This window comes from Streptomyces sp. NPDC006476 (assembly GCF_040612015.1).
Classification (GTDB): Bacteria; Actinomycetota; Actinomycetes; order Streptomycetales; family Streptomycetaceae; genus Streptomyces; species Streptomyces griseorubiginosus_B.
The window spans coordinates 31,856-51,370 of record NZ_JBEXPK010000024.1 but is presented as its reverse complement, the minus strand read 5'-3'; the positions used below and the strand labels follow the sequence as shown (position 1 = coordinate 51,370).

The following is a 19,515-nucleotide window of genomic DNA, read 5'->3' as shown; positions in this document are numbered from 1 at the left end:
GATGGTTACGCAACGTGCGCGCGATCACACCGACGGCCCGATGACGGCACGGAGTGCCACTCAGTACCTTTGAAGTAAACCCTCGTTCACTCCTCGGCAGTGCAGCCGGTAAGGGGATCGCAGCTCATGTCTGGATCGAACAGTACGACCTCGGTGATCGTCGCGGGCGCCCGTACGCCCATGGGGCGGTTGCTGGGCTCGCTGAAGTCCTTCTCCGGAGCCGACCTCGGCGGCTTCGCGATCAAGGCCGCCCTCGACCGTGCGGGAATCGGTGGCGACCAGGTGCAGTACGTCATCATGGGCCAGGTGCTCCAGGCCGGGGCAGGGCAGATCCCGGCACGCCAGGCCGCCGTGAAGGCGGGCATCCCGATGAACGTCCCGGCGCTCACCGTCAACAAGGTGTGTCTGTCCGGCCTCGACGCCATCGCGCTCGCCGACCAGCTGATCCGCGCCGGCGAGTTCGACGTGATCGTCGCGGGCGGCCAGGAGTCCATGACCAACGCCCCCCACCTGCTGCCGAAGTCCCGCGAGGGCTTCAAGTACGGCGCGATCGAGATGCTCGACGCCATGGCGTACGACGGCCTGACCGACCCCTGGGAGAACATCCCGATGGGCCAGTCCACCGAGAAGCACAACACCCGCCTCGGCATCCAGCGCCCCGAGCAGGACGAGATCGCCGCGCTGTCCCACCAGCGCGCCGCCGCCGCCCAGAAGAACGGCGTCTTCGAGGCCGAGATCACCCCGGTCGAGATCCCGCAGCGCAAGGGCGAGCCGGTCGTCTTCAGCAAGGACGAGGGCATCCGCGCCGACACCACCGCGGAGTCCCTGGGCAAGCTGCGCCCGGCGTTCACCAAGGACGGCACCATCACCGCCGGCACCTCCTCGCAGATCTCGGACGGCGCGGCGGCCGTGGTCGTGATGAGCAAGGCCAAGGCGCAGGAGCTGGGCCTCGCGTGGATCGCCGAGATCGGCGCCCACGGCAACGTCGCCGGGCCGGACAACAGCCTGCAGTCCCAGCCGTCCAACGCGATCCTGCACGCCCTGAAGAAGGAGGGCCTGGAGGTCGAGGACCTGGACCTCATCGAGATCAACGAGGCCTTCGCGGCCGTCGCGGTCCAGTCAATGAAGGACCTCGGCGTGTCCACGGAAAAGGTGAACGTCAACGGCGGGGCGATCGCCCTGGGCCACCCCATCGGCATGTCCGGCGCCCGGCTCGTCCTGCACCTGGCCCTGGAGCTCAAGCGCCGGGGCGGCGGTGTCGGCGCGGCCGCGCTGTGCGGCGGCGGCGGTCAGGGTGACGCCCTGATCGTGCGGGTACCCAAGGCCTGAGACCCTCCTTCGTACGTAGCTGTCGTACGTGCCTTCCTGAACGGAGCTGTGATGCAGGACGTCTCCACACTCGTCGCCCAGGCGAGGGAGGGCCGGCCACGTGCCGTGGCCCGGCTTATCTCCCTGGTGGAGGGGGCGTCCCCGCAGCTGCGGGAGGTCATGGAGACCCTGGCCCCGCTGACGGGCAACGCGTACGTGGTCGGTCTGACCGGCTCGCCCGGCGTGGGCAAGTCGACCTCCACGTCCGCGCTCGTCACCGCGTACCGCAAGCAGGGCAGGCGGGTCGGCGTCCTGGCCGTCGACCCGTCGTCCCCGTTCTCCGGCGGCGCCCTGCTGGGCGACCGCGTCCGGATGTCGGAGCACGCCTCCGACCCCGGCGTCTACATCCGCTCCATGGCCACCCGCGGCCATCTGGGCGGCCTCGCCTGGGCCGCCCCGCAGGCGATCCGTGTGCTGGACGCGGCGGGCTGCGACGTGATCCTCGTCGAGACGGTGGGCGTGGGCCAGTCGGAGGTCGAGATCGCCTCCCAGGCGGACACGTCGGTGGTGCTGCTGGCCCCCGGCATGGGCGACGGCATCCAGGCGGCGAAGGCCGGGATCCTGGAGATCGGTGACGTGTACGTCGTCAACAAGGCCGACCGCGACGGCGCCGACGCCACCGCCCGCGAGCTGAACCACATGCTGGGCCTCGGCGAGTCCCGCGGTCCGGGCGACTGGCGCCCGCCGATCGTCAAGACGGTCGCCGCCCGCGCGGAGGGCGTCGACGAGGTGGTGGAGGCGCTGGAGAAGCACCGTGCCTGGATGGAGGAGCGGGGCGTGCTGGCCGAGCGCCGGCTGGCCCGTGCGGCCCGCGAGGTGGAGACCATCGCCGTGACCACCCTGCGCGAACGCATCGGCGACCTGCACGGCGACCGCCGGCTCAGCGCGCTGGCGGAACGGATCGTCGGCGGGGAACTGGACCCCTACCGCGCCGCGGACGAGCTGGTGGCGGGTCTGACGGAGAGCTGACCCGGGCTCGAAATCCCATGGCGACCCCCACCCCACGCTGTTACGTTGCCCGCATGTTCCTCCTCTTGGCATAGGGCCCGCCCCGGCCCGCGCCGACCGTGAAGCACGGTCCGCGCGGCGATCAGGCGTCCCCTTTCCGCCTCGTCGAGTCGAGGAACTCCCGTGTCTTCCACGCCCGTCGGGCGGCGGCCGTCGTACGCCGTCGTCCTCCGTGTCCCGCATGCCCGCCGCACCTTCGCCTTCGCCCTGCTCGGCCGCCTGTCGTACGGCGTCGTGCCCCTGTCCGTGATGCTCGCCGTGACCCGGGCCACCGGGTCCTACGCGGTGGCGGGCACCGTCATGGCGCTCTTCAGCGGCACCAGCGTCTTCCTGTCGCCGGCGAGGGCGGCCCTGATCGACCGGTACGGCCCCCGCGGGGCGCTGGTGCCGATGACGGCCGTCTACGCGTCACTCCTGGCCCTCCTGACCGCACTGGTCTGGCGCCCCGGCGTGCCACCCCTGGCCCTCGGCGCCGTGACCGCCGCGGCGGGCGCCTGCACCCCGCCCCTGGGCCCGACCATGCGCGCCGTATGGACCCGCCTCGCCCCGGACCGGGCACTGCTCCAGCGCGCCTACAGCCTCGACGGGGTCGCCGAGGAGCTCCTCTTCGTCTCGGGCCCCTTGCTGGTGGGCCTGCTGGTGGGCACGACCTCACCGGCGACCGCGATCGCCGTCGGAACCGCCCTGATGCTGGCAGGCACGGCGGGTTTCGTGACCTCACCGCCGGTACGGGCACAGGGGCCCGCCGAGAAGACCACAGCCGACGGGGCGAGCACATTGCGCGAGGAACGCCGTCAGCCCGCAAAGGGGCGTGCTGTCCTGCGCGGGATCCTCCAGCCCGTGGTCGGGGCCCTCGGTGTGGGGCTCGCTCTCGGGGTGGTGGATCTGGTGGTCGTCGCCTTTGCCGAGCAGCGTGGTCAGGGGGACGACGCCGTGGCCTGGACGCTGGCGGCGCTCTCGGGCGGTAGTGCCGTCGGGGGGCTGCTCAACGGGGCCGTGGCCTGGCGCGTCCCGGCGCGGGTGCGGTTGCCGTTCACCGCCGTCGGGCTGGGCCTGGCGCTGCTCGGGGCCGGGTTCGCGGACGGGCTCGGCATGCTCGCCGCCGTGCTCGCGGTCTCCGGGTTCTTCGTCGCGCCCGCTCTGACCACCGCCTATCTCGTCGCCGACGAGGCGGCCGCCCCCGAGGCGCGGGTGCGGGCCGGCGCCTGGGTCAACACCGGTGTCAACGCGGGCAGTACGGCCGGTGCGGCCGCCGCCGGGCTCCTCCTGGGCGGCCTGCCGACGGCCCTGTGCTTCGTCGCGGCCGGTGCGGCGGCGCTGCTGACCGCCCTGGCCACGTCCGGGGGCGCCGTCCGGGCCCGGCGGGGCACGCCCCGTCCGCTGCCGCAGCGCGACGCCGAGGAGAGCGCGTCCGCCGCATGACGCCCCGCGAGACGCCGGCAGGCGGCACCCCGCACCGGGTTCCGCCTGCCGCGCGTCCCGTCGGTCAGGGGCGCCCCCGCTGCCCGCGCAGGTGTTCCGCGATGGGCTTCAGGGCCTTGTCGAGTTCCGACAGGGCCTCGGGGGACAGCAGGTCGATGAAGTGCCGCCGCACGGACGCCACATGATGGGGCGCGACCTTCTGCATCGTCTCCATGCCGTGCTCGGTCAGCACCGCGTAGAGGCCGCGCCGGTCGGACTCGCAGTTCTCGCGCCGGACCAGGTTCGCGTTCTCCATACGGGTGATCTGGTGGGAGAGGCGGCTCTTGGACTGGAGGGTGGCGGACGCAAGGTCGCTCATCCGCATCCGTACGTCCTCCGACTCGGAGAGGTTCACCAGGATCTCGTAGTCGTTCATCGTCAGCCCGAACGGCTGAAGGTCCCTCTCGAGCTGGTACGTCAACAGCCTGTTGACCTCCAGGTGGGTGCGCCAGGCGCACTGCTCCGCATCGGTCAGCCAGCGCGTGGCCGTCTCGGTCTCCATGAATGAAGTCTACCTAAAATGTTGAAAGGCGAACTAGTGAGGGTTGTGTGGCGCCGTGCACGCGTTCGACGTCACACTCCGCAGACTACCGCTCACAGCCCGAAGCGACGCTGGAGGTCACCCAGCTGTCCGGGAAGGCGCGGTGCGCCCGCCTGCTGTGAGGGGCCTGTGAAGCCCCCGCCGCCACCGGGTACTCCCGGCTCGTGCGGAACCGCTCCCGTGGCCTGCTCGGCCATCAGGGTCTCGGACGACTGGAGCAGGACCGTGCCCGCCCCGACGAACTCGAACTGGTGCTCCTCCCCGGAGGCCCCGCCGAGGCCCGTCATCGCACGTAGACCGCCCATGACGCCCGTCATGTAGCCGTGGTCGTAGTGATGGCACGGCGACGGGCAGTCGGCCCACCCGACGAGCGCCTGAGGGTCCACCCGGATCGGGGGTTCCATGAACACCACCGGACCGTTAGATGCCGCCACGAACTTTCCGGTTCCGATGAGCGTGAGAAAGCCCGGGACGATCGACTGCTTGAGCGCGAGACTTGGCTGAAAAGCGAGGAGGTTGCCCGAGCGAATGGTCAGGTTGCCGTCGTCCAGGTCGTAGGAATTGACGTCGAAGGCCCGGTCGGCGAGCAGCATCTTGCCCGAGCCCTCCGCCACGACCCAGTCGCTCGCGTGCAGAGGCGAATGGAAGGAGGTACGGACAAGTCGGTCGAGCCGGCCGTGCCCGACGCCGTTGAACTCCATCTGCCCGTAGTAGGCGATCATCTTCCCCTTCTGCAGGAACCACTGGCTCCCCTTGAGCTCCACGCAGAAGGTGTACTTGTTGACGTTGTCGTCGACCGGCAGTGTCATCGGGTCGTAGACCGTCGGGCCGCCGCCCGGAGCCCCGTACATGCTCACAGCTTCTCCTCCGAGGCCTGGACGTAGACCACGCCGTTGCCGCTGAGCTCCAGCTGGAAGGCCTCGCCGGAGCCCCGGCCCACCATGTCGCGCCAGCCCAGGGCGGTCGACAGCTTGTTGCGGACGTCGCCGTGGTGGGCGACGTAGGCCTGCGGGTCGACATGCACGGCACGCCCCGGGGTGATCGGCACCTCGAAGACACCGCCGTGGGCCATCACCGCGACCGAGCCGACGCCCTGCAGGGTGGTCGTGAACAGCCCCTGCCCGGTGACCTGGCCCCGCACCATGCCCATGACCCCGCCCTGCGAGCCCATGAACATCGTGCCCTGGCGCAGCGTGCCCTCGAAGGCCAGCAGCCGGTCCGCCTCCACGTACAGCGTGTCCCCGGTGAGGTTGATGACCTGCACATGGTGGCCGCCGTGCCCGAACATCACGGTGCCGCTGCCCTCGACGCTCATCAGGGGTGTCGCCTCATTGGCGATCCGCCGTCCGATCATCGACATGACCCCGCCCTGCCCGCCCTGGATGTTGGGCGTGAAGGACACCTCGCCCTTGTAGGCGAGCATCGCGCCGCGCTGACTGAACAGCCGCTGCCCCGGCACCACCGTGGCCTCGATCATCTTGGAGTTGATCTCACGGAAGGCCACGTCACACATCCCCCGCGATCGTGTTCCGCTCACTCGGCTGCACGTACACCAGCCCGTCACCCTCGAACCGGATCTGGAAGGCCTCGCCGCCGCCCTCCCCGAAAAAGGTGCGGAACGTCACACCGGACTGGAACGACTGCCGCAGATTCCCCTGATGGGCGATGTAGGCCCCCGGATCGACGATCAGCGGGTACTGCGCACTCACCCGCAGCACCACGGCCGGCCCGTCCGACATGATCGCCGCCTGTCCGTGCCCCTCGACGGTCGTCGTGAACAGCCCGTTGCCCTGCGAGGCGCCCCGCAGCCCCGTGAAGGTGGTCCCCGTCCTCAGCCCGGCGTCGGTCGCCAGCAGATTGCTCGACTCCACGAACAGCTTGTCCCCCTGGAGCTGCACGAGGTTGATCTCGGACGCCCGGTCGGCGAACCAGCAGGTCCCCTGTCCGCGCACCTCCATCACCGTCATCTGCTCACCGGTGAGCCGCCGCGTCACCATGCCCCGCAGGCCCTCACCTCCACCACTCAGCTTCTTGAAGGCCATCTGCCCGTCGTACGCGACCATCGAGCCGTTCTTCGCCTTCACGGCGTCCCCGGTCATGTCGACGGCGAGCACCTTGCTGCCCTGAAGTCGAAACATCGCCACGCTGCGAAGGTAGCCGCACGGCGGGTGGACGGAACAGATCCCACGGGTGGAGAGCGTCCCTGATGCCACCCCTAGGGGGACCCGCGGCCGACCCCCCGACCCACGTCCGTCCGACCGTTTGTCACAATGGGCGAACGCTTGTGCTTCTGTTCACAAAGAGCGACCTGTCTCCCACCGAAGGTGACCCGTGGACCTCAAGACCGCCACCGCCATCCGCCGCCTGCGGCTCGTCTCGGCCCCCGAGGCCGTGTCCTTCCTGCTCCTGCTGGTCTGCTCGGTGCTGAAGCGGACCACGGACTTCAACGCGGTGCCGGTCATGGGCATGGTCCACGGCGTCCTGTTCATCCTGTACGTGGTCTTCTGGGCCGACGCCTGGAACCGCACCAAGTGGCCGCTGAAGACCGGCGCCCTCTACTTCGTCCTCTCGGTCCTGCCGACCGGCGGCTTCTTCGCCGAGCGCAAGCTGAAGCGGGCCGCCGAGGATGCGGTGATCGCCTCCCGCGCCCGCAACGAGGGGATCGTGAACGCATGATCGTCGCCTTCTCCGTGACACCGCTGGGCGTCGGCGAGGACGTGGGGGAGTACGTCGCCGACGCCGTCCGGATCGTCCGCGAATCCGGCCTCCCCAACCGCACCGACGCGATGTTCACCTCGATCGAGGGCGAGTGGGACGAGGTCATGGACGTCGTCAAACGCGCGGTCGCAGCCGTTGAAGAGAGGGCACCGCGCGTCTCCCTGGTCCTCAAGGCGGACATCCGCCCCGGCGTGACGGACGGCCTCACGTCCAAAGTCGAAACGGTGGAACGACACCTCTCCCGCTGAGACACACCACCCCAAACCCCGGCCGCCCGCGCCGGGGTTTTCTCTTACCCCCCTTTGAGCGATCGCTCAAAACCCGCTACATTCACCCCCAAGCAGCTTGAGCACTCGCTCAAACTCCTTGCTGACCTGGGGGATTCACATGGGCCAAACCGGCCTCTACATAGAGGCACGCATCCGCGCCGACCTGGACGACCTCTGGACCCGCACACAGGACCCCGCCCAGCACCAGCGCTGGGACCTCCGCTTCACCGAGATCACCTACCTCCCCCGCGAAGAGGGCGAGCCGCAGCGCTTCCGGTACGCCACGCGCATAGGGCCGTTCCTCACAGTCGCCGGAACCGGGGTCTCGGCCGGCGAGCGCGAACGCCCGGACGGCACCCGCACCTCCGCCCTCCGCTTCTCCTCGCCGCACCCCCTCTCCCTCCTCGCCGAGGGCAGCGGCTACTGGCGCTACGTCCCCGACGGCGACGGCGTCCGCTTCCTCACGGGCTACGACTACCGCCCGCGCTGGGGCCGCCTGGGCGCCACCGCCGACCGCCTCCTCTTCCGCCCTCTGATGGGCTGGGCGACGGCCTGGTCCTTCGACCGGCTACGGCTCTGGCTGGAGCGAGGCATCACCCCGGAGCGAGCCCTGGCCAACTGGCTCGCGGAACTACTGATCCGCACCCTGGTGATCACCATCGCCTGCACGGCCCTCGCCCCCGCCGCCTCCTTCCCCCTCCTCGGCCCCTTCACGGCGTCACTGGCCTACCTGTGCCCGCTCCTCCTCACCGTCGCGGTCTGCGTGGCCCTCTTCAAAGCGCCCCTGCCCTGCACCCCGGCCGCCCGCCGCTGCCTGCGCACCCCGCCCACCCGCAGCCGGGCGCCCCGCGTCCTGCGCACCCTGGAGAACCCGCGATGACCTCGATCTTCCGCACCGTGATGGGCACCGACTTCGACCGCCTGCACCCCCAGCTCCAGCGCCGTTTCTCCGTCGGCCTGACCAGCGGCGAGGCCTGTACGGGCAGGGGAGTGATGGACCGCGTCTGGCACGGCGGAGCCTTCGTCCGCCCCTTCCTCGCCCTCGGCGCCACCCGCAACATCCTGATCCCGACCCCTGGTCGCAACGTCCCTTTCACCATCGAGAACGTCCCGTACGCGGACACCTTCGGCCGTGAGACGGTGACCTTCGTGCGCACCTTCGACCTGCCGGGCCGCCCCCGCCGCTTCGACGCCCAGATGGTGCTCAGTCCCAAGGGCGACCGCATCCTCGACTACCTCGGCACCCACCAGCACCTGGCCAGCGAACTCCACTTCCACGCCGAGCCCGACGGCTCCCTCCTCATCCGCTCCGGAGAACACCGCTTCCGCGAGGGCGCCATAGACCTACGGGTGCCCGAACTGATCGGCGCCACCGCGGAGGTCCGAGAGTCGTACGACGAAGCAGAAAACCGCTTCCGCATCCAAGTCCGCGTGGTCAACCGCTACTTCGGCCCCCTCTTCGGCTACGAGGGCTCCTTCCGGGCGACATACACGGACATCCGCACCTGCGGTGTCCGCCCCGGTCTGCGCCCGGTCCGCGAGGAGTCCCGCGCGTGAGCCCCGAGACCACGAAGACCAAACTCCTGGAAGGCGCCCTCCGCGTCCTGACCGACCAGGGCATCGCCAAGACCTCCGCCCGCACCATCGCGACCGAGGCGGGCGTCAACCAGGCCCTGGTCTTCTACCACTTCGGCTCGGTCGACGAACTCCTGGCCCAGGCATGCCGATACGGCGCCGAACAGACAGTGGCCCGCTACCGCACACGCCTGTCCGAGGTCGGCTCCCTCTCCGAACTCCTCACCGTCGGACGGCAGATGCACGAGGAGGAGCGCGCCCACGGCCACGTGGCCCTCCTCGGCCAACTCCTCGCCGGCGCCCAGACCCACACCACCCTCGGCCCCGCCACGGCGGCCGGCCTGCACCTCTGGATCGACGAAATAGAGAAGGTCCTGACCCGGGTCCTGGCACAGACGCCGTTCGGCGAGTTCGCCGACCCGCGCGGCCTCGCCCGCGCCGTGGCGGCGTCCTTCGTGGGCATCGAGCTGTACGAGGGAGTGGACGAAACCGGCGCACACGCGGCCCTGGACGCCCTGGAACAACTGGGCGCGCTCATCGCAGCGCTGGAGGACCTGGGCCCCGTCGCCCAACGCGCGGTCCGCCTCCACCTACGCCGACGGGCCTAGGGGCCGCGCGAGGCCGTAGGGCGACTGCGGGCCCGTCGTGGCCGCTCGCGCAGTTCCCCGCGCCCCTGAGGGGGTTGCAGTCGCCGTACGTGCGAAGGGGACGGGGTGGGGGTGTCCGCCCGCAGTGTCGGGCGTCAAGAAACAGCACCGCATGACCACCAGCCCCGCCCGACCGAGGACGGACACCCCCCGCCCCGGCCCCGACCCACCACCAAACCGAAGGCGCTACGCCCGCCCCCACCGAACCCGCACAGGCGCCGCAGGCATCGAGCCTCAGCCCCGCTGCAAAGCCGGAGTCGCAGCCGGAGCCCGTGCCCCCTTGGTGAGCGATTCGCTGAAGGGCGCCCGCCAGGTCCTCACCGACCGCCGCACCCGTGCCCTGCTCCTGCTCTTCTGGCTCCCCCCGATGTTCGCGGTCACCCCGGAGGCCCTCGCGGCCCCCTACGCCCACGACATCTCCGCCGGCTCGGTAGGAATCGGCCTCCTCATGTGCGCGCTCCCGATCGGCACGATCGCCGGCGAGCTCTACGCCGGCTCGCGGCTGCGCCCCGCGACGAGGGAACGCGCAGCCCTGCCCCTGGTCACCCTGACCCTCCTCCCGTACCTCGGCTACGCCCTCCACCCGGGCCTCGCCGTCTCCCTCCTCCTGCTCCTGGTCTCCGGTGCGGGATCGGCGTACACACTGGGCCTGGACCAGTGGTTCGTACGCGCCGTGCCCGAGGACCTGCGCGGCCGGGCGATGACGCTGCTCACGGCCGGACTGATGACCGTCCAAGGGCTGGGCATGGCCCTGGCGGGGGTTGCGGCGGAATTCGCAGGGGTGGCCGCAACGGTCGCCGGCGCCGGCGTCCTCGGCACGCTCGCATGTGTCGTCCTGGCGGTGGAAGCCCGCAAGACCGAAAGGCGAGACGGGGCTGACCACCATGTGACCGGCCGGTAAGGTCAGTGGCGTGCCGAAGTCGCTCAGTCTCCCCTTCGATCCCATCGCCCGCGCCGACGAACTGTGGAAGCAGCGCTGGGGCAACGTGCCGTCGATGGCGGCCATCACCTCGATCATGCGCGCGCACCAGATCCTGCTCGCCGAGGTGGACGCGGTGGTCAAGCCGTACGGACTGACCTTCGCGCGGTACGAGGCGCTGGTGCTGCTCACCTTCTCCAAGGAGGGCGAGCTGACCATGTCGAAGATCGGTGAACGGCTCCAGGTGCACCCCACGTCGGTGACGAACACCGTCGACCGTCTGGTCAGGTCCGGCCTGGTCGCCAAGCGCCCCAACCCGAACGACGGCCGTGGCACCCTCGCCTCCATCACCGACAAGGGCCGCGAGGTCGTCGAGGCCGCCACCCGAGACCTGATGGCCATGGACTTCGGCCTCGGTGTCTACGACGCGGAGGAGTGCGCCGAGATCTTCGCGATGCTCCGCCCACTGCGGGTGGCGGCGAACGATTTCGACGAGGACTGACCCGGCCCAAGATCTCCCGGAACGGGCGGTTACGCTCGACGTCATGAAGAAGAGCGTGCTGACCCGCTACCGCGTCATGGCCTATGTCACCGGTGTGCTGCTGGTCCTGCTGACCCTGGGCGTGATCGCCAAGTACGGGCTTCACGTGGACGGCGCCGACAAGTTCACCACCGTCATCGGCATCGCCCATGGCTGGCTCTACGTCGTCTACCTGGTCTTCGCCTTCGACCTGGGTTCCAAGGCGAAGTGGCCGGTCGGCAAGCAGCTGTGGGTGCTGCTCGCGGGGACGGTCCCCACGGCCGCCTTCTTCGTCGAGCGCAAGGTCACCCACGAGCTGGAGGCAAAGGTCACCGACGGCACCCCCGCGGTCGCCAAGGTCTGACCTACCCCCCTCCCACGGCCCTCACAGCTCTCACAGCTCACACCGCTCTCACCGCTCTCACCGCTCTCACCGCCGTACGACACACGTACGGCGGTCTCCCGTCGACATTTACTAGGACGTCCTAGTAACTTCGATGGTATGGACGCTGACGCGATCGAAGAGGGCCGCCGACGGTGGCAGGCCCGGTACGACGCCGCGCGGAAGCGGGACGCCGATTTCAGCACGCTCTCCGGGGATCCCGTGGAGCCGGTGTACGGGCCCCGGCCCGGGGACGTGTACGAGGGGTTCGAGCGGATCGGGTGGCCGGGGGAGTACCCCTTCACGCGCGGGCTGTACTCGACCGGGTACCGGGGCCGGACGTGGACCATCCGGCAGTTCGCCGGGTTCGGGAACGCCGAGCAGACCAACGAGCGCTACAAGATGATCCTCGGCCACGGAGGCGGGGGCCTGTCCGTCGCCTTCGACATGCCGACCCTCATGGGCCGCGACTCCGACGACCCCCGGTCGCTGGGCGAGGTGGGACACTGCGGGGTCGCCATCGACTCCGCCGCTGACATGGAGGTGCTGTTCGACGGCATCCCGCTCGGGGACGTGACGACCTCCATGACCATCAGCGGGCCGGCCGTCCCGGTCTTCTGCATGTACCTCGTCGCCGCCGAGCGGCAGGGCGTCGATCCGGCGGTGCTCAACGGCACGCTCCAGACCGACATCTTCAAGGAGTACATCGCCCAGAAGGAGTGGCTCTTCCAGCCCGAGCCCCATCTGCGGCTGATCGGCGACCTGATGGAGTACTGCGCGGCCGGCATCCCGGACTACAAGCCGCTGTCCGTTTCCGGCTACCACATCCGCGAGGCGGGCGCGACGGCCGCGCAGGAGCTCGCCTACACCCTCGCCGACGGCTTCGGATACGTGGAGCTGGGGCTCAGCCGCGGACTGGACGTGGATGTCTTCGCGCCCGGGCTGTCCTTCTTCTTCGACGCGCACGTCGATTTCTTCGAGGAGATCGCCAAGTTCCGTGCGGCGCGCAGGATCTGGGCACGGTGGATGCGGGACGTGTACGGGGCCCGGTCCGAGAAGGCCCAGTGGTTGCGCTTCCACACGCAGACCGCCGGTGTCTCGCTCACCGCGCAGCAGCCGTACAACAACGTGGTCCGTACGGCCGTCGAGGCGCTCGCCGCGGTGCTCGGCGGCACCAACTCGCTGCACACCAACGCCCTCGATGAGACCCTCGCGCTGCCCAGCGAGCAGGCCGCGGAGATCGCACTCAGGACCCAGCAGGTGCTGATGGAGGAGACCGGGGTGGCCAACGTGGCCGATCCGCTGGGGGGTTCGTGGTACGTCGAGCAGCTGACCGACCGGATCGAGGCCGACGCCGAGAAGGTGTTCGAGCGGATCAAGGAGCGGGGTCTGAAGGCCCACCCCGACGGACGGCACCCCATCGGGCCAGTCACCTCCGGCATTCTGCGCGGGATCGAGGACGGCTGGTTCACCGGCGAGATCGCCGAGTCCGCGTTCCGCTACCAACAGGCCCTGGAGAAGGGGGAGAAGCGGGTCGTGGGCGTCAACGTCCACACCGGATCGGTGACCGGTGACCTGGAGATCCTGCGGGTCAGCCACGAGGTGGAGCGGGAGCAGGTCCGCGTGCTGCGCGAGCGGAGGACGGCGCGCGACGAGACCGCCGTACGGTCCGCGCTCGACGGCATGCTCACCGCGGCCCGTTCGGACGCCAACATGATCGAGCCGATGCTGGACGCCGTACGCGCCGAGGCGACGCTGGGCGAGATCTGCGGGGTACTGCGGGAGGAGTGGGGCGTGTACACGGAACCCGCCGGGTTCTGAGGCCACGGCGGCACCCATCTCTATCCGATGTATCCGTGTATCCGACGAAACACACCCCCATACCCCGCCGGATGCCGGCGCCCGGCGGGGTGAATCGATTCGCCTTCTTCTCCACCGTCAATCCCACGCATACCATCGGCACCGTCGACTGTGCCGACCGCTAGGGGACCTGACGGTGCGTAGGCTGTTCAGACCGAGGGCCGTCAAGGGCGCCCTCGCGATCGCGGCGGCCCTGCTGCCGTGCGCGTGGTTCGCGCCGCTCGCCTCCGCCCACGCGGGGCCGCCCACGCCGAACCCGGTGGCCGAGCGGCTCGACGCCTACTGGACGGCGGACCGGCTGGTGGCCGCGCTGCCCAGCGACACCGCCGACGACGACGCGCAGACCGTCTCCGCCAAGGTCGACGGCCCCCGGCCCGGCGAGTACGTCCCGCCCAGCCGCAGCTTCGACGGGATGCCCCAGGCCGGCACCTTCTTCTGGACCGACCCCACCGGCACCGGGCGCACCTGCAGCGGATCGGTGGTGCACAGCCCCGGCCACGACCTGGTGCTCAGCGCGGGCCACTGTCTGCGCAGCTACTCGGGCAGCTCCCCGCGCCGCAACCTCGCCTTCGTGCCGCAGTACCACGACGGACTCAAGCCGTTCGGTGTCTTCCCGGTGCGCGCCAACGGCGTCTACGTCCCCCAGCAGTACTACGACCTGGGCGAGGACGCGGGCGCCGAGTACGACGTCGGTTTCGCCGCCACCGAACCCAACCAGAACGGCCTGTCCCTGGAGGACGCGACCGGCGGCGCGGTGCGGCTGCTGACCGGGACCGGATACCGGCACGCCCCGGTGCGGATGATCGGTTACCCGGGGGGAGCCGAGAAGCCGCTGGAGTGCTGGAGCTGGACCACCCGCTGGGACAGCGACGACCCCGCCGACCCGGGCAGCTATCTGCGCATCGCCTGCAAGGCGTTCGTGGACGGCACCAGTGGCGGGCCGATGCTGGTGCCGTGGTCGGGCGGCTGGGCGGTGGTCGGCATCATCGGCGGCTACCACACCGGCGGCAACACCCCCGAGATCTCCTACAGCGCCTACTTCGGCGACAAGGTCCGGGCCCTCTACGACGACGCGGTGAGCGGAGCCCCGCCGGCCGGCCCGTCGTCCTGAGGCCGGCCCTCGGCGTCCGCTCCGAGGCCGCCCAGCAGCAGGGCCGTGAAGGCGCGCACCCACTCCTCGTCCGCCGGGCGGCCGCTGACCAGGGTGCGGTGGACCACCGCGCCCGCCACCACGTCGAAGATCAGGTCGACCGTGCGGGCCGACTCCGCCGGATCCGCCTCCGGGGCCAGTTCGCCGCGTCGCTGGGCGCGGGCGCGGCCCTCCAGGACCAGGCGTTTCTGCCGGTCGACGATGGAGTCCCGGATGCGCTCGCGCAGGGCGTCGTCTCGGGTGGACTCCGCGATCGCCGCCATCAGGCCGCTCTTGGCCTCGGGGCGATCCAGGATCGCCGCGAGCTGCAGGACCACGCCCTCGATGTCGGCGGCGAGGCTGCCGCGGTCGGGCAGGCGCAGTTCGTCGAAGAGCTCGGCCACCGCGTCGACGACCAGTTCGTTCTTGCCCGCCCAGCGGCGGTAGAGGGTGGTCTTCGCGACCCCGGCCCGGGTCGCGACGTCTCCCAGGGTGAGCTTGGACCAGCCCAGCTCCACCAGCGCCTCCCGGGTGGCCGCGAGGATCGCGGCGTCCGCCTCGGCGCTGCGCGGGCGTCCCGAGGCACGGGGGACGGGGGTGCGGCTTCGCATCCCTCGACCATAACCGGCGGTTCTTGTGATGCCGTGAGGGAGATCACCGGGGGGTGGTACCCATGAGGCACCCGGTGCCATTACGCTACGACTCGTAGCGAAACCACGGGCGTGGCGCAGGGTGGGGACCCGGCGCCGACCACACGCGAGTTCGACCGGCTTTCACGGCGCTTTTCATTCACACGCGCGGACGGGGGAGGATAGACGCATGCAGCCACGGAACATGTCCATGAGCGGAGTCGTCGACCTCGCCGCGGTGAAGGCGGCCCAGGAGGCCAAGGCCAAGGCGGAGCAGGCGCGCGCCGAGGCCGCCCGGCAGGGCGGCGGCACCGGAGCCGTCTCTCCGGCCGATCTGGTGATCGACGTCGACGAGGCCTCCTTCGAGCGCGACGTCCTGCAGCGGTCCACCGAGGTGCCCGTCGTCATCGACTTCTGGGCCGAGTGGTGCGAACCCTGCAAACAGTTGAGCCCCGTCCTGGAGCGGCTGGCGGTCGAATACGACGGGCGCTTCCTGCTCGCCAAGATCGACGTCGACGCCAACCAGATGCTGATGCAGCAGTTCGGCATCCAGGGGATCCCGGCGGTGTTCGCGGTCGTCGCCGGCCAGGCACTGCCGCTCTTCCAGGGGGCCGCGGGCGAGGCACAGATCCGGCAGACCCTGGACCAACTGGTGCAGGTCGCCGAGGAGCGCTTCGGCCTCACGGGCCTGACGGTCGACCCCGACGCCGAGCCGGGCGGCGCCCCGGCGGGCGCGCAGGCGGTGCCGGCCGGGCCGTACGACGCCCTGCTCGAGTCCGCCGTACGCGCCCTGGACTCGGGGGACTTGGGCGGTGCCGTCCAGGCCTACAAGAACGTGCTGAGCGACGACCCCGGCAACCCGGAGGCCAAACTCGGGCTCGCGCAGGCCGAGTTGCTCCAGCGGGTGCAGGGACTGGACCCGCAACAGGCGCGCAAGGACGCGGCCGAGAAGCCGGCCGACGTCCAGGCGCAGATCGCCGCGGCGGACCTGGATCTGGTCGGCGGTCATGTGGAGGACGCCTTCGGGCGGCTCATCGAGACCGTCCGGCGCACGGCGGGTGACGACCGGGACACGGTACGTCTGCGACTGCTGGAGCTCTTCGAGGTCGTAGGGGCGGATGATCCGCGTGTGGCGACGGCCCGGAGGGCGCTCGCGCGGGCGCTGTTCTGACCAGTCGCTAAACGCCACGGCATGTGATGCCGGAGTGAAAGATTTGCCGACGGAATGTCAGTGCGGCCGCGCTTTACCAAATCTTGGTAATCGCGGCCGCTGTTACTACGAGTAAGTTACGGGCGTTGATCTGTCGGATTCTGTCCAACGATCAATAGCTTTGTCCCCGCCCACTGCTGCACCCTCCGTCGCCACCCGAGACCTCTGGGTCGTGCTTCGGTTATCCGGCCGTTACTACCCAGTAACGAAGCCCCTTGTGCGGGCGGCGAGAATGCACCACGATCGGCGACGCTCGGTCCCTTCCCGTACCCCGACAGCCGGTCGGGTCGCGGGAGTTCCTGGGTCCCCACCGAGCAGAGACGGCGCCAGGGTGCGCCGGCTCTTGGACAGGGGGGTCTTCGTCCACTCGGCGAAGCCTGTCCAGCAAGGTTGTGCGTGATGCGTGTCAGGCGCGACCAGTGGTTGTCGCTCGGGGGTGATCGCCGGTGATCGGTGCGCGGTTCGCGCCTCCGAGTACGGGCGCTCCCCTTCCCGAGGACGTAGCACTTCTCCCATCCCTGCCCGGAAGAGCCGCCGACTGGGGGCCGCCGACCAGGAGATGTACGTCCGAGAAGGAGGAAATATGGAGTCCCAGGTGCGTGGCGGGACCAGATGGAAGCGGTTCGCTGTGGTCATGGTGCCCAGCGTCGCCGCAACGGCCGCGATAGGTGTCGCCCTCGCGCAGGGCGCTCTCGCCGCGTCCTTCAGCGTGTCCGGCCAGCAGTTCAAGGTCACGGCCGACCAGCTCGAAGGTGACGGGTTCGCACAGTACGGCGCCGTCGACTCGGGGTACACCCTCGACGGCCAGAAGACGGCCCACCCGGTCGCGGTCTCGGCGTTCAACTCCGCGACCATCAAGGGTCTGTGCCAGTCGGTCGTCACCCCGAACATCCCGATCATCGGCAACGTCAGCCTGATCCTGAAGGCGGGCGGCGGCGACAAGCCGGTCGAGGCGAGCAAGCTCTACATCGACCTCGACGACCTGAGCGCCGACGCGACGTTCACGAACATCGACATCGGTGTGGCCGCCAAGGACGCCAGCAAGGGTCCCGGCATCAAGAGCGGTGACACCGCGAACCCGTACGGGTTCGCGCAGCAGGCCGATCACGCCTCGCTGAGCGGTGTGAAGCAGACGGCGTGGGCGACCACCGCCGGAACCTTCAAGCTCAGCGGGCTGAAGATGTCGGTCCAGACGGGCACCCACGAGTGCTACTGAGCACTCGTTGACGGGCGGGGGAGCCTCACGGCGCCCCCGCCCGTCCACCTTCCACCGACTTCTTCACAAGCAGCACAACTCATCACCACAGCACCATCACCACAGCAAAGCCGCACCAGGGAGCTGTTTTCCATGAGCGCCGAGACTCCTGCCGTACCCGCCGGCCAGTTCAGTCGCCGGAGGGCGCAGTTCCGCGCCTGGCGGGGCACGCGGCCGTTCTGGGCGGGGCTCTTCGTCCTGCTCGCCGGTTTGCCGATCATGTACTTCCCGTACGCGCATCTCCAGGTCGGTCATCTGACGTTGGCGATGGCCACCACGGGCGGGGCCGGCTCCCTGATCATCGGCGTGCTGCTCGTCGTGCTGGGATTCAGCCTCTGGTTCCAGAAGCACGTACGGGTCTTCGCGGGCGTCGCGGCGATCCTGCTGGGCCTGGTCTCCATCCCGGTGTCCAACCTCGGCGGCTTCCTGATGGGCTTCCTGCTCGCGCTGGTCGGCGGGGCCATGGCGGTGTCGTGGGCGCCGGGCGTTGCGCCGGAGGAGCAGCCGGTGCAGGAGGACACCACGGGAGCGGGCGACGCCCCGCAGGCCCTGGACTCCGACACCACGATCCTCAAGCCCGTGGTCGGTGAGCCGAACGATCTGTCAGGAACGAGCCCGGCCAACGGGGCGAACGGGAGGCACAGTGCCGGCTGACGAGGTGACCCACGGGACTGATGTGGACGAGTCCCGTGTGAGAACCGGGCCGCGCCACGCGGCCCCCAGGAAGCCGCTGTTCACCAGGTTCCACATGCCCGCCGGCAAGGCGATAGCCATGGCGGCGATGCCGACGGCGGTCATCGTGGGAATGGGGTTCACGTCCTCGCTGGCCCTCGCCGACAGCGGTGGCTCCACCGCGACGACGAACAGCCAGAAGGCCGACGACTACAAGGACTGTGTCGCGGCCCTGGACGGCTCCTCGGCCTCGCCGTCGCCCTCCGCCTCGGCGAGTTCGAGCGACTCCGCCGACAAGCCGACGCCCTCGCCGTCCGCCTCGTCCTCGGCGGGCACGTCGAAGGACTCGTCGACCGCGGACTCCGGCAAGACCTCTTCGTCGGATTCAGGTTCCGACGACAAGGCCACGCCGACCCCGTCCGCGTCGCAGAGCAAGTCCTCCTCCGGCGACACCGCGACGACGCCCACCCCCTCGGCGTCGACGAGCAGCAGCAGCGGTGGCGGCCTGCTGGACACCATCGGCGACACGCTCGGCAGCATCTTCACGGGTGGCAGCGGCAGTTCGACGTCGAGCGCGAGCCCGACGCCGTCCCCCTCCGCGTCGTCCTCGGCGAGTGACACCAAGGACTCGTCCTCGGGCGCCGGCGTCTCGGACACCGTCAAGGACACCACCAAGAAGGTCACCGACACGGTCGACGACACCGTGAAGGGCGCGACCGATGCGGCGTCCAAGGCGGCGGACAGCGCCACCACGGCGGCCGAGAAGGCGGCCGAGGCGGCCACGTCCTCCGCCAGCCCCTCGCCGAGCGCGAGTTCGAGCGCGGACGCGGCGAACTGCGACGCCGCCACCGACGCCACCAGCGGTGTCGACAACAAGGTGCCGGTGGCGAACGACCCCTGGTACCTCAACGCCAGCTCGCTGACGCTCAAGGGCGCCGACTACAAGGGCATCGTCGAGGTGAAGACGGCCGGAGGCACCGTCAAGAAGGTGCTGAAGTACGTCATCTCCGGCGGCACGGACATCGGTGACCTGCACCAGACGGTCAAGGACACGAGCCAGAACAAGACCTACCACGTGCAGGCCGGCAAGGGCACGACGTCCACGATCCGCAACGGCGACACCACGATGTACACGCAGTCCATCTCCGGGAACCTGTTCGGTCTGATCCCGATCACGTTCAGCCCCGACAACCCGCCGCCGCTGAACATCCCGCTGATCTACTTCACCAACGTCAAGGTCGTCCAGGCCGGCCAGTTCGGCGGCACCCTGCACGTGCCCGGGATGCATGTGTACACGACCGACGGAACCGGCTGAGCGCCGCCACAGGCCCGTTCGGGAGCCGCGCACGAAC

The 19,515-nt window shown here is 70.1% G+C and carries 21 protein-coding genes and 1 pseudogene; 17 read left to right on the top strand and 5 right to left on the bottom strand.

Annotation, left to right across the window (positions count from 1 at the left end):
* The first annotated feature begins 126 nt into the window (after positions 1–126).
* From ABZZ74_RS26370 to ABZZ74_RS26360, 3 genes are all read left to right on the top strand, one after another.
* Positions 127–1,329, top strand: a complete 1,203-nt coding sequence (locus ABZZ74_RS26370) for an acetyl-CoA C-acetyltransferase (protein ID WP_356768921.1) — start codon at positions 127–129, stop codon at positions 1,327–1,329.
* A gap of 51 nt (positions 1,330–1,380) precedes the next feature.
* Positions 1,381–2,337 (top strand): methylmalonyl Co-A mutase-associated GTPase MeaB, encoded by a 957-nt coding sequence (gene meaB / locus ABZZ74_RS26365; RefSeq protein WP_356768919.1) that lies wholly within the window; start codon positions 1,381–1,383, stop codon positions 2,335–2,337.
* A 162-nt stretch (positions 2,338–2,499) separates the two neighbouring features.
* On the top strand, positions 2,500–3,798 hold the full coding sequence (locus ABZZ74_RS26360; protein WP_356768917.1) for an MFS transporter: 1,299 nt from the start codon (positions 2,500–2,502) through the stop codon (positions 3,796–3,798).
* 64 nt (positions 3,799–3,862) lie between these two features.
* On the opposite strand, the gene ABZZ74_RS26355 is transcribed toward ABZZ74_RS26360, so the two are convergent.
* The 4 genes from ABZZ74_RS26355 to ABZZ74_RS26340 all read right to left on the bottom strand — a co-directional run bounded on the left by ABZZ74_RS26355 (position 3,863) and on the right by ABZZ74_RS26340 (position 6,516).
* The gene (locus tag ABZZ74_RS26355) at positions 3,863–4,339 is read right to left on the bottom strand and encodes a MarR family transcriptional regulator (RefSeq protein WP_133044704.1); all 477 of its coding nucleotides are present in this window, start codon (positions 4,337–4,339) and stop codon (positions 3,863–3,865) included.
* A gap of 92 nt (positions 4,340–4,431) precedes the next feature.
* Complete coding sequence (locus ABZZ74_RS26350; protein WP_133044762.1) at positions 4,432–5,229, bottom strand: AIM24 family protein; 798 nt, start codon at positions 5,227–5,229, stop codon at positions 4,432–4,434.
* A 2-nt stretch (positions 5,230–5,231) separates the two neighbouring features.
* A complete protein-coding gene (locus ABZZ74_RS26345; RefSeq protein ID WP_356769080.1) occupies positions 5,232–5,882 on the bottom strand; it encodes an AIM24 family protein in 651 nt (216 codons plus the stop codon).
* Position 5,883: 1 nt separating this feature from the next.
* Complete coding sequence (locus tag ABZZ74_RS26340) at positions 5,884–6,516, bottom strand: AIM24 family protein (protein ID WP_356769078.1); 633 nt, start codon at positions 6,514–6,516, stop codon at positions 5,884–5,886.
* Positions 6,517–6,709: 193 nt separating this feature from the next.
* Here ABZZ74_RS26340 and ABZZ74_RS26335 point away from each other — a divergent pair, with 193 nt between their 5' ends.
* The 10 genes and pseudogenes from ABZZ74_RS26335 (at position 6,710) to ABZZ74_RS26290 (ending at position 14,379) form a co-directional block, all read left to right on the top strand.
* Positions 6,710–7,054 carry a DUF3817 domain-containing protein gene (locus ABZZ74_RS26335; protein ID WP_208778016.1) on the top strand — a complete coding sequence of 115 codons (345 nt, stop codon included), beginning with the start codon at positions 6,710–6,712 and terminating at the stop codon, positions 7,052–7,054.
* Positions 7,051–7,344 carry an MTH1187 family thiamine-binding protein gene (locus ABZZ74_RS26330; RefSeq protein ID WP_133044706.1) on the top strand — a complete coding sequence of 98 codons (294 nt, stop codon included), beginning with the start codon at positions 7,051–7,053 and terminating at the stop codon, positions 7,342–7,344. Before ABZZ74_RS26335 ends, ABZZ74_RS26330 begins: the two co-directional genes overlap by 4 nt.
* A 139-nt stretch (positions 7,345–7,483) precedes the next feature.
* Positions 7,484–8,245, top strand: a complete 762-nt coding sequence (locus ABZZ74_RS26325) for a hypothetical protein (protein ID WP_356768914.1) — start codon at positions 7,484–7,486, stop codon at positions 8,243–8,245.
* A complete protein-coding gene (locus tag ABZZ74_RS26320) occupies positions 8,242–8,922 on the top strand; it encodes a DUF4166 domain-containing protein (protein WP_356768912.1) in 681 nt (226 codons plus the stop codon). Before ABZZ74_RS26325 ends, ABZZ74_RS26320 begins: the two co-directional genes overlap by 4 nt.
* Entirely contained in the window at positions 8,919–9,548 is a 630-nt protein-coding gene (locus ABZZ74_RS26315; protein ID WP_356768910.1) for a TetR/AcrR family transcriptional regulator, read from the top strand. Before ABZZ74_RS26320 ends, ABZZ74_RS26315 begins: the two co-directional genes overlap by 4 nt.
* A gap of 319 nt (positions 9,549–9,867) precedes the next feature.
* Positions 9,868–10,488: pseudogene (locus tag ABZZ74_RS26310) on the top strand (MFS transporter); the annotation flags it as partial.
* Between the two features lie 10 nt (positions 10,489–10,498).
* On the top strand, positions 10,499–11,008 hold the full coding sequence (locus tag ABZZ74_RS26305; protein WP_356768908.1) for a MarR family transcriptional regulator: 510 nt from the start codon (positions 10,499–10,501) through the stop codon (positions 11,006–11,008).
* A 43-nt stretch (positions 11,009–11,051) separates the two neighbouring features.
* Complete coding sequence (locus ABZZ74_RS26300) at positions 11,052–11,390, top strand: DUF3817 domain-containing protein (RefSeq protein ID WP_133044713.1); 339 nt, start codon at positions 11,052–11,054, stop codon at positions 11,388–11,390.
* 138 nt (positions 11,391–11,528) lie between these two features.
* Positions 11,529–13,229, top strand: coding sequence for a methylmalonyl-CoA mutase family protein (locus tag ABZZ74_RS26295; RefSeq protein WP_356768906.1), 1,701 nt, complete (start codon positions 11,529–11,531; stop codon positions 13,227–13,229).
* A 175-nt stretch (positions 13,230–13,404) separates the two neighbouring features.
* Positions 13,405–14,379, top strand: a complete 975-nt coding sequence (locus ABZZ74_RS26290; RefSeq protein WP_356768904.1) for a hypothetical protein — start codon at positions 13,405–13,407, stop codon at positions 14,377–14,379.
* Here the strand turns inward: ABZZ74_RS26290 and ABZZ74_RS26285 are convergent.
* Positions 14,331–15,008, bottom strand: a complete 678-nt coding sequence (locus ABZZ74_RS26285; protein WP_356768902.1) for a TetR/AcrR family transcriptional regulator — start codon at positions 15,006–15,008, stop codon at positions 14,331–14,333. The two genes, ABZZ74_RS26290 and ABZZ74_RS26285, sit on opposite strands and share 49 nt — an antisense overlap.
* A 208-nt stretch (positions 15,009–15,216) precedes the next feature.
* On the opposite strand from ABZZ74_RS26285, the gene ABZZ74_RS26280 reads away from it, so the two are divergent.
* From ABZZ74_RS26280 to ABZZ74_RS26265, 4 genes are all read left to right on the top strand, one after another.
* On the top strand, positions 15,217–16,197 hold the full coding sequence (locus ABZZ74_RS26280) for a tetratricopeptide repeat protein (RefSeq protein ID WP_356768900.1): 981 nt from the start codon (positions 15,217–15,219) through the stop codon (positions 16,195–16,197).
* Between the two features lie 622 nt (positions 16,198–16,819).
* Positions 16,820–17,452, top strand: a complete 633-nt coding sequence (locus tag ABZZ74_RS26275) for a DUF6230 family protein (protein ID WP_208782162.1) — start codon at positions 16,820–16,822, stop codon at positions 17,450–17,452.
* A 132-nt stretch (positions 17,453–17,584) separates the two neighbouring features.
* Positions 17,585–18,145, top strand: a complete 561-nt coding sequence (locus tag ABZZ74_RS26270; RefSeq protein WP_356768898.1) for a DUF6114 domain-containing protein — start codon at positions 17,585–17,587, stop codon at positions 18,143–18,145.
* Positions 18,135–19,478 (top strand): hypothetical protein, encoded by a 1,344-nt coding sequence (locus ABZZ74_RS26265; protein WP_356768896.1) that lies wholly within the window; start codon positions 18,135–18,137, stop codon positions 19,476–19,478. Before ABZZ74_RS26270 ends, ABZZ74_RS26265 begins: the two co-directional genes overlap by 11 nt.
* Positions 19,479–19,515: the final 37 nt, after the last annotated feature.

Coding starts and splice junctions, on each gene's coding strand:
- ABZZ74_RS26370 (WP_356768921.1), top strand. CDS start 127: ATGTCTGGATCGAACAGTACGACCTCGGTGATCGTCGCGGGCGCCCGT.
- meaB (WP_356768919.1), top strand. CDS start 1,381: ATGCAGGACGTCTCCACACTCGTCGCCCAGGCGAGGGAGGGCCGGCCA.
- ABZZ74_RS26355 (WP_133044704.1), bottom strand. CDS start 4,339: ATGGAGACCGAGACGGCCACGCGCTGGCTGACCGATGCGGAGCAGTGC.
- ABZZ74_RS26350 (WP_133044762.1), bottom strand. CDS start 5,229: ATGTACGGGGCTCCGGGCGGCGGCCCGACGGTCTACGACCCGATGACA.
- ABZZ74_RS26340 (WP_356769078.1), bottom strand. CDS start 6,516: ATGTTTCGACTTCAGGGCAGCAAGGTGCTCGCCGTCGACATGACCGGG.
- ABZZ74_RS26330 (WP_133044706.1), top strand. CDS start 7,051: ATGATCGTCGCCTTCTCCGTGACACCGCTGGGCGTCGGCGAGGACGTG.
- ABZZ74_RS26325 (WP_356768914.1), top strand. CDS start 7,484: ATGGGCCAAACCGGCCTCTACATAGAGGCACGCATCCGCGCCGACCTG.
- ABZZ74_RS26320 (WP_356768912.1), top strand. CDS start 8,242: ATGACCTCGATCTTCCGCACCGTGATGGGCACCGACTTCGACCGCCTG.
- ABZZ74_RS26300 (WP_133044713.1), top strand. CDS start 11,052: ATGAAGAAGAGCGTGCTGACCCGCTACCGCGTCATGGCCTATGTCACC.
- ABZZ74_RS26295 (WP_356768906.1), top strand. CDS start 11,529: ATGGACGCTGACGCGATCGAAGAGGGCCGCCGACGGTGGCAGGCCCGG.
- ABZZ74_RS26285 (WP_356768902.1), bottom strand. CDS start 15,008: ATGCGAAGCCGCACCCCCGTCCCCCGTGCCTCGGGACGCCCGCGCAGC.
- ABZZ74_RS26280 (WP_356768900.1), top strand. CDS start 15,217: ATGCAGCCACGGAACATGTCCATGAGCGGAGTCGTCGACCTCGCCGCG.
- ABZZ74_RS26275 (WP_208782162.1), top strand. CDS start 16,820: ATGGAGTCCCAGGTGCGTGGCGGGACCAGATGGAAGCGGTTCGCTGTG.
- ABZZ74_RS26270 (WP_356768898.1), top strand. CDS start 17,585: ATGAGCGCCGAGACTCCTGCCGTACCCGCCGGCCAGTTCAGTCGCCGG.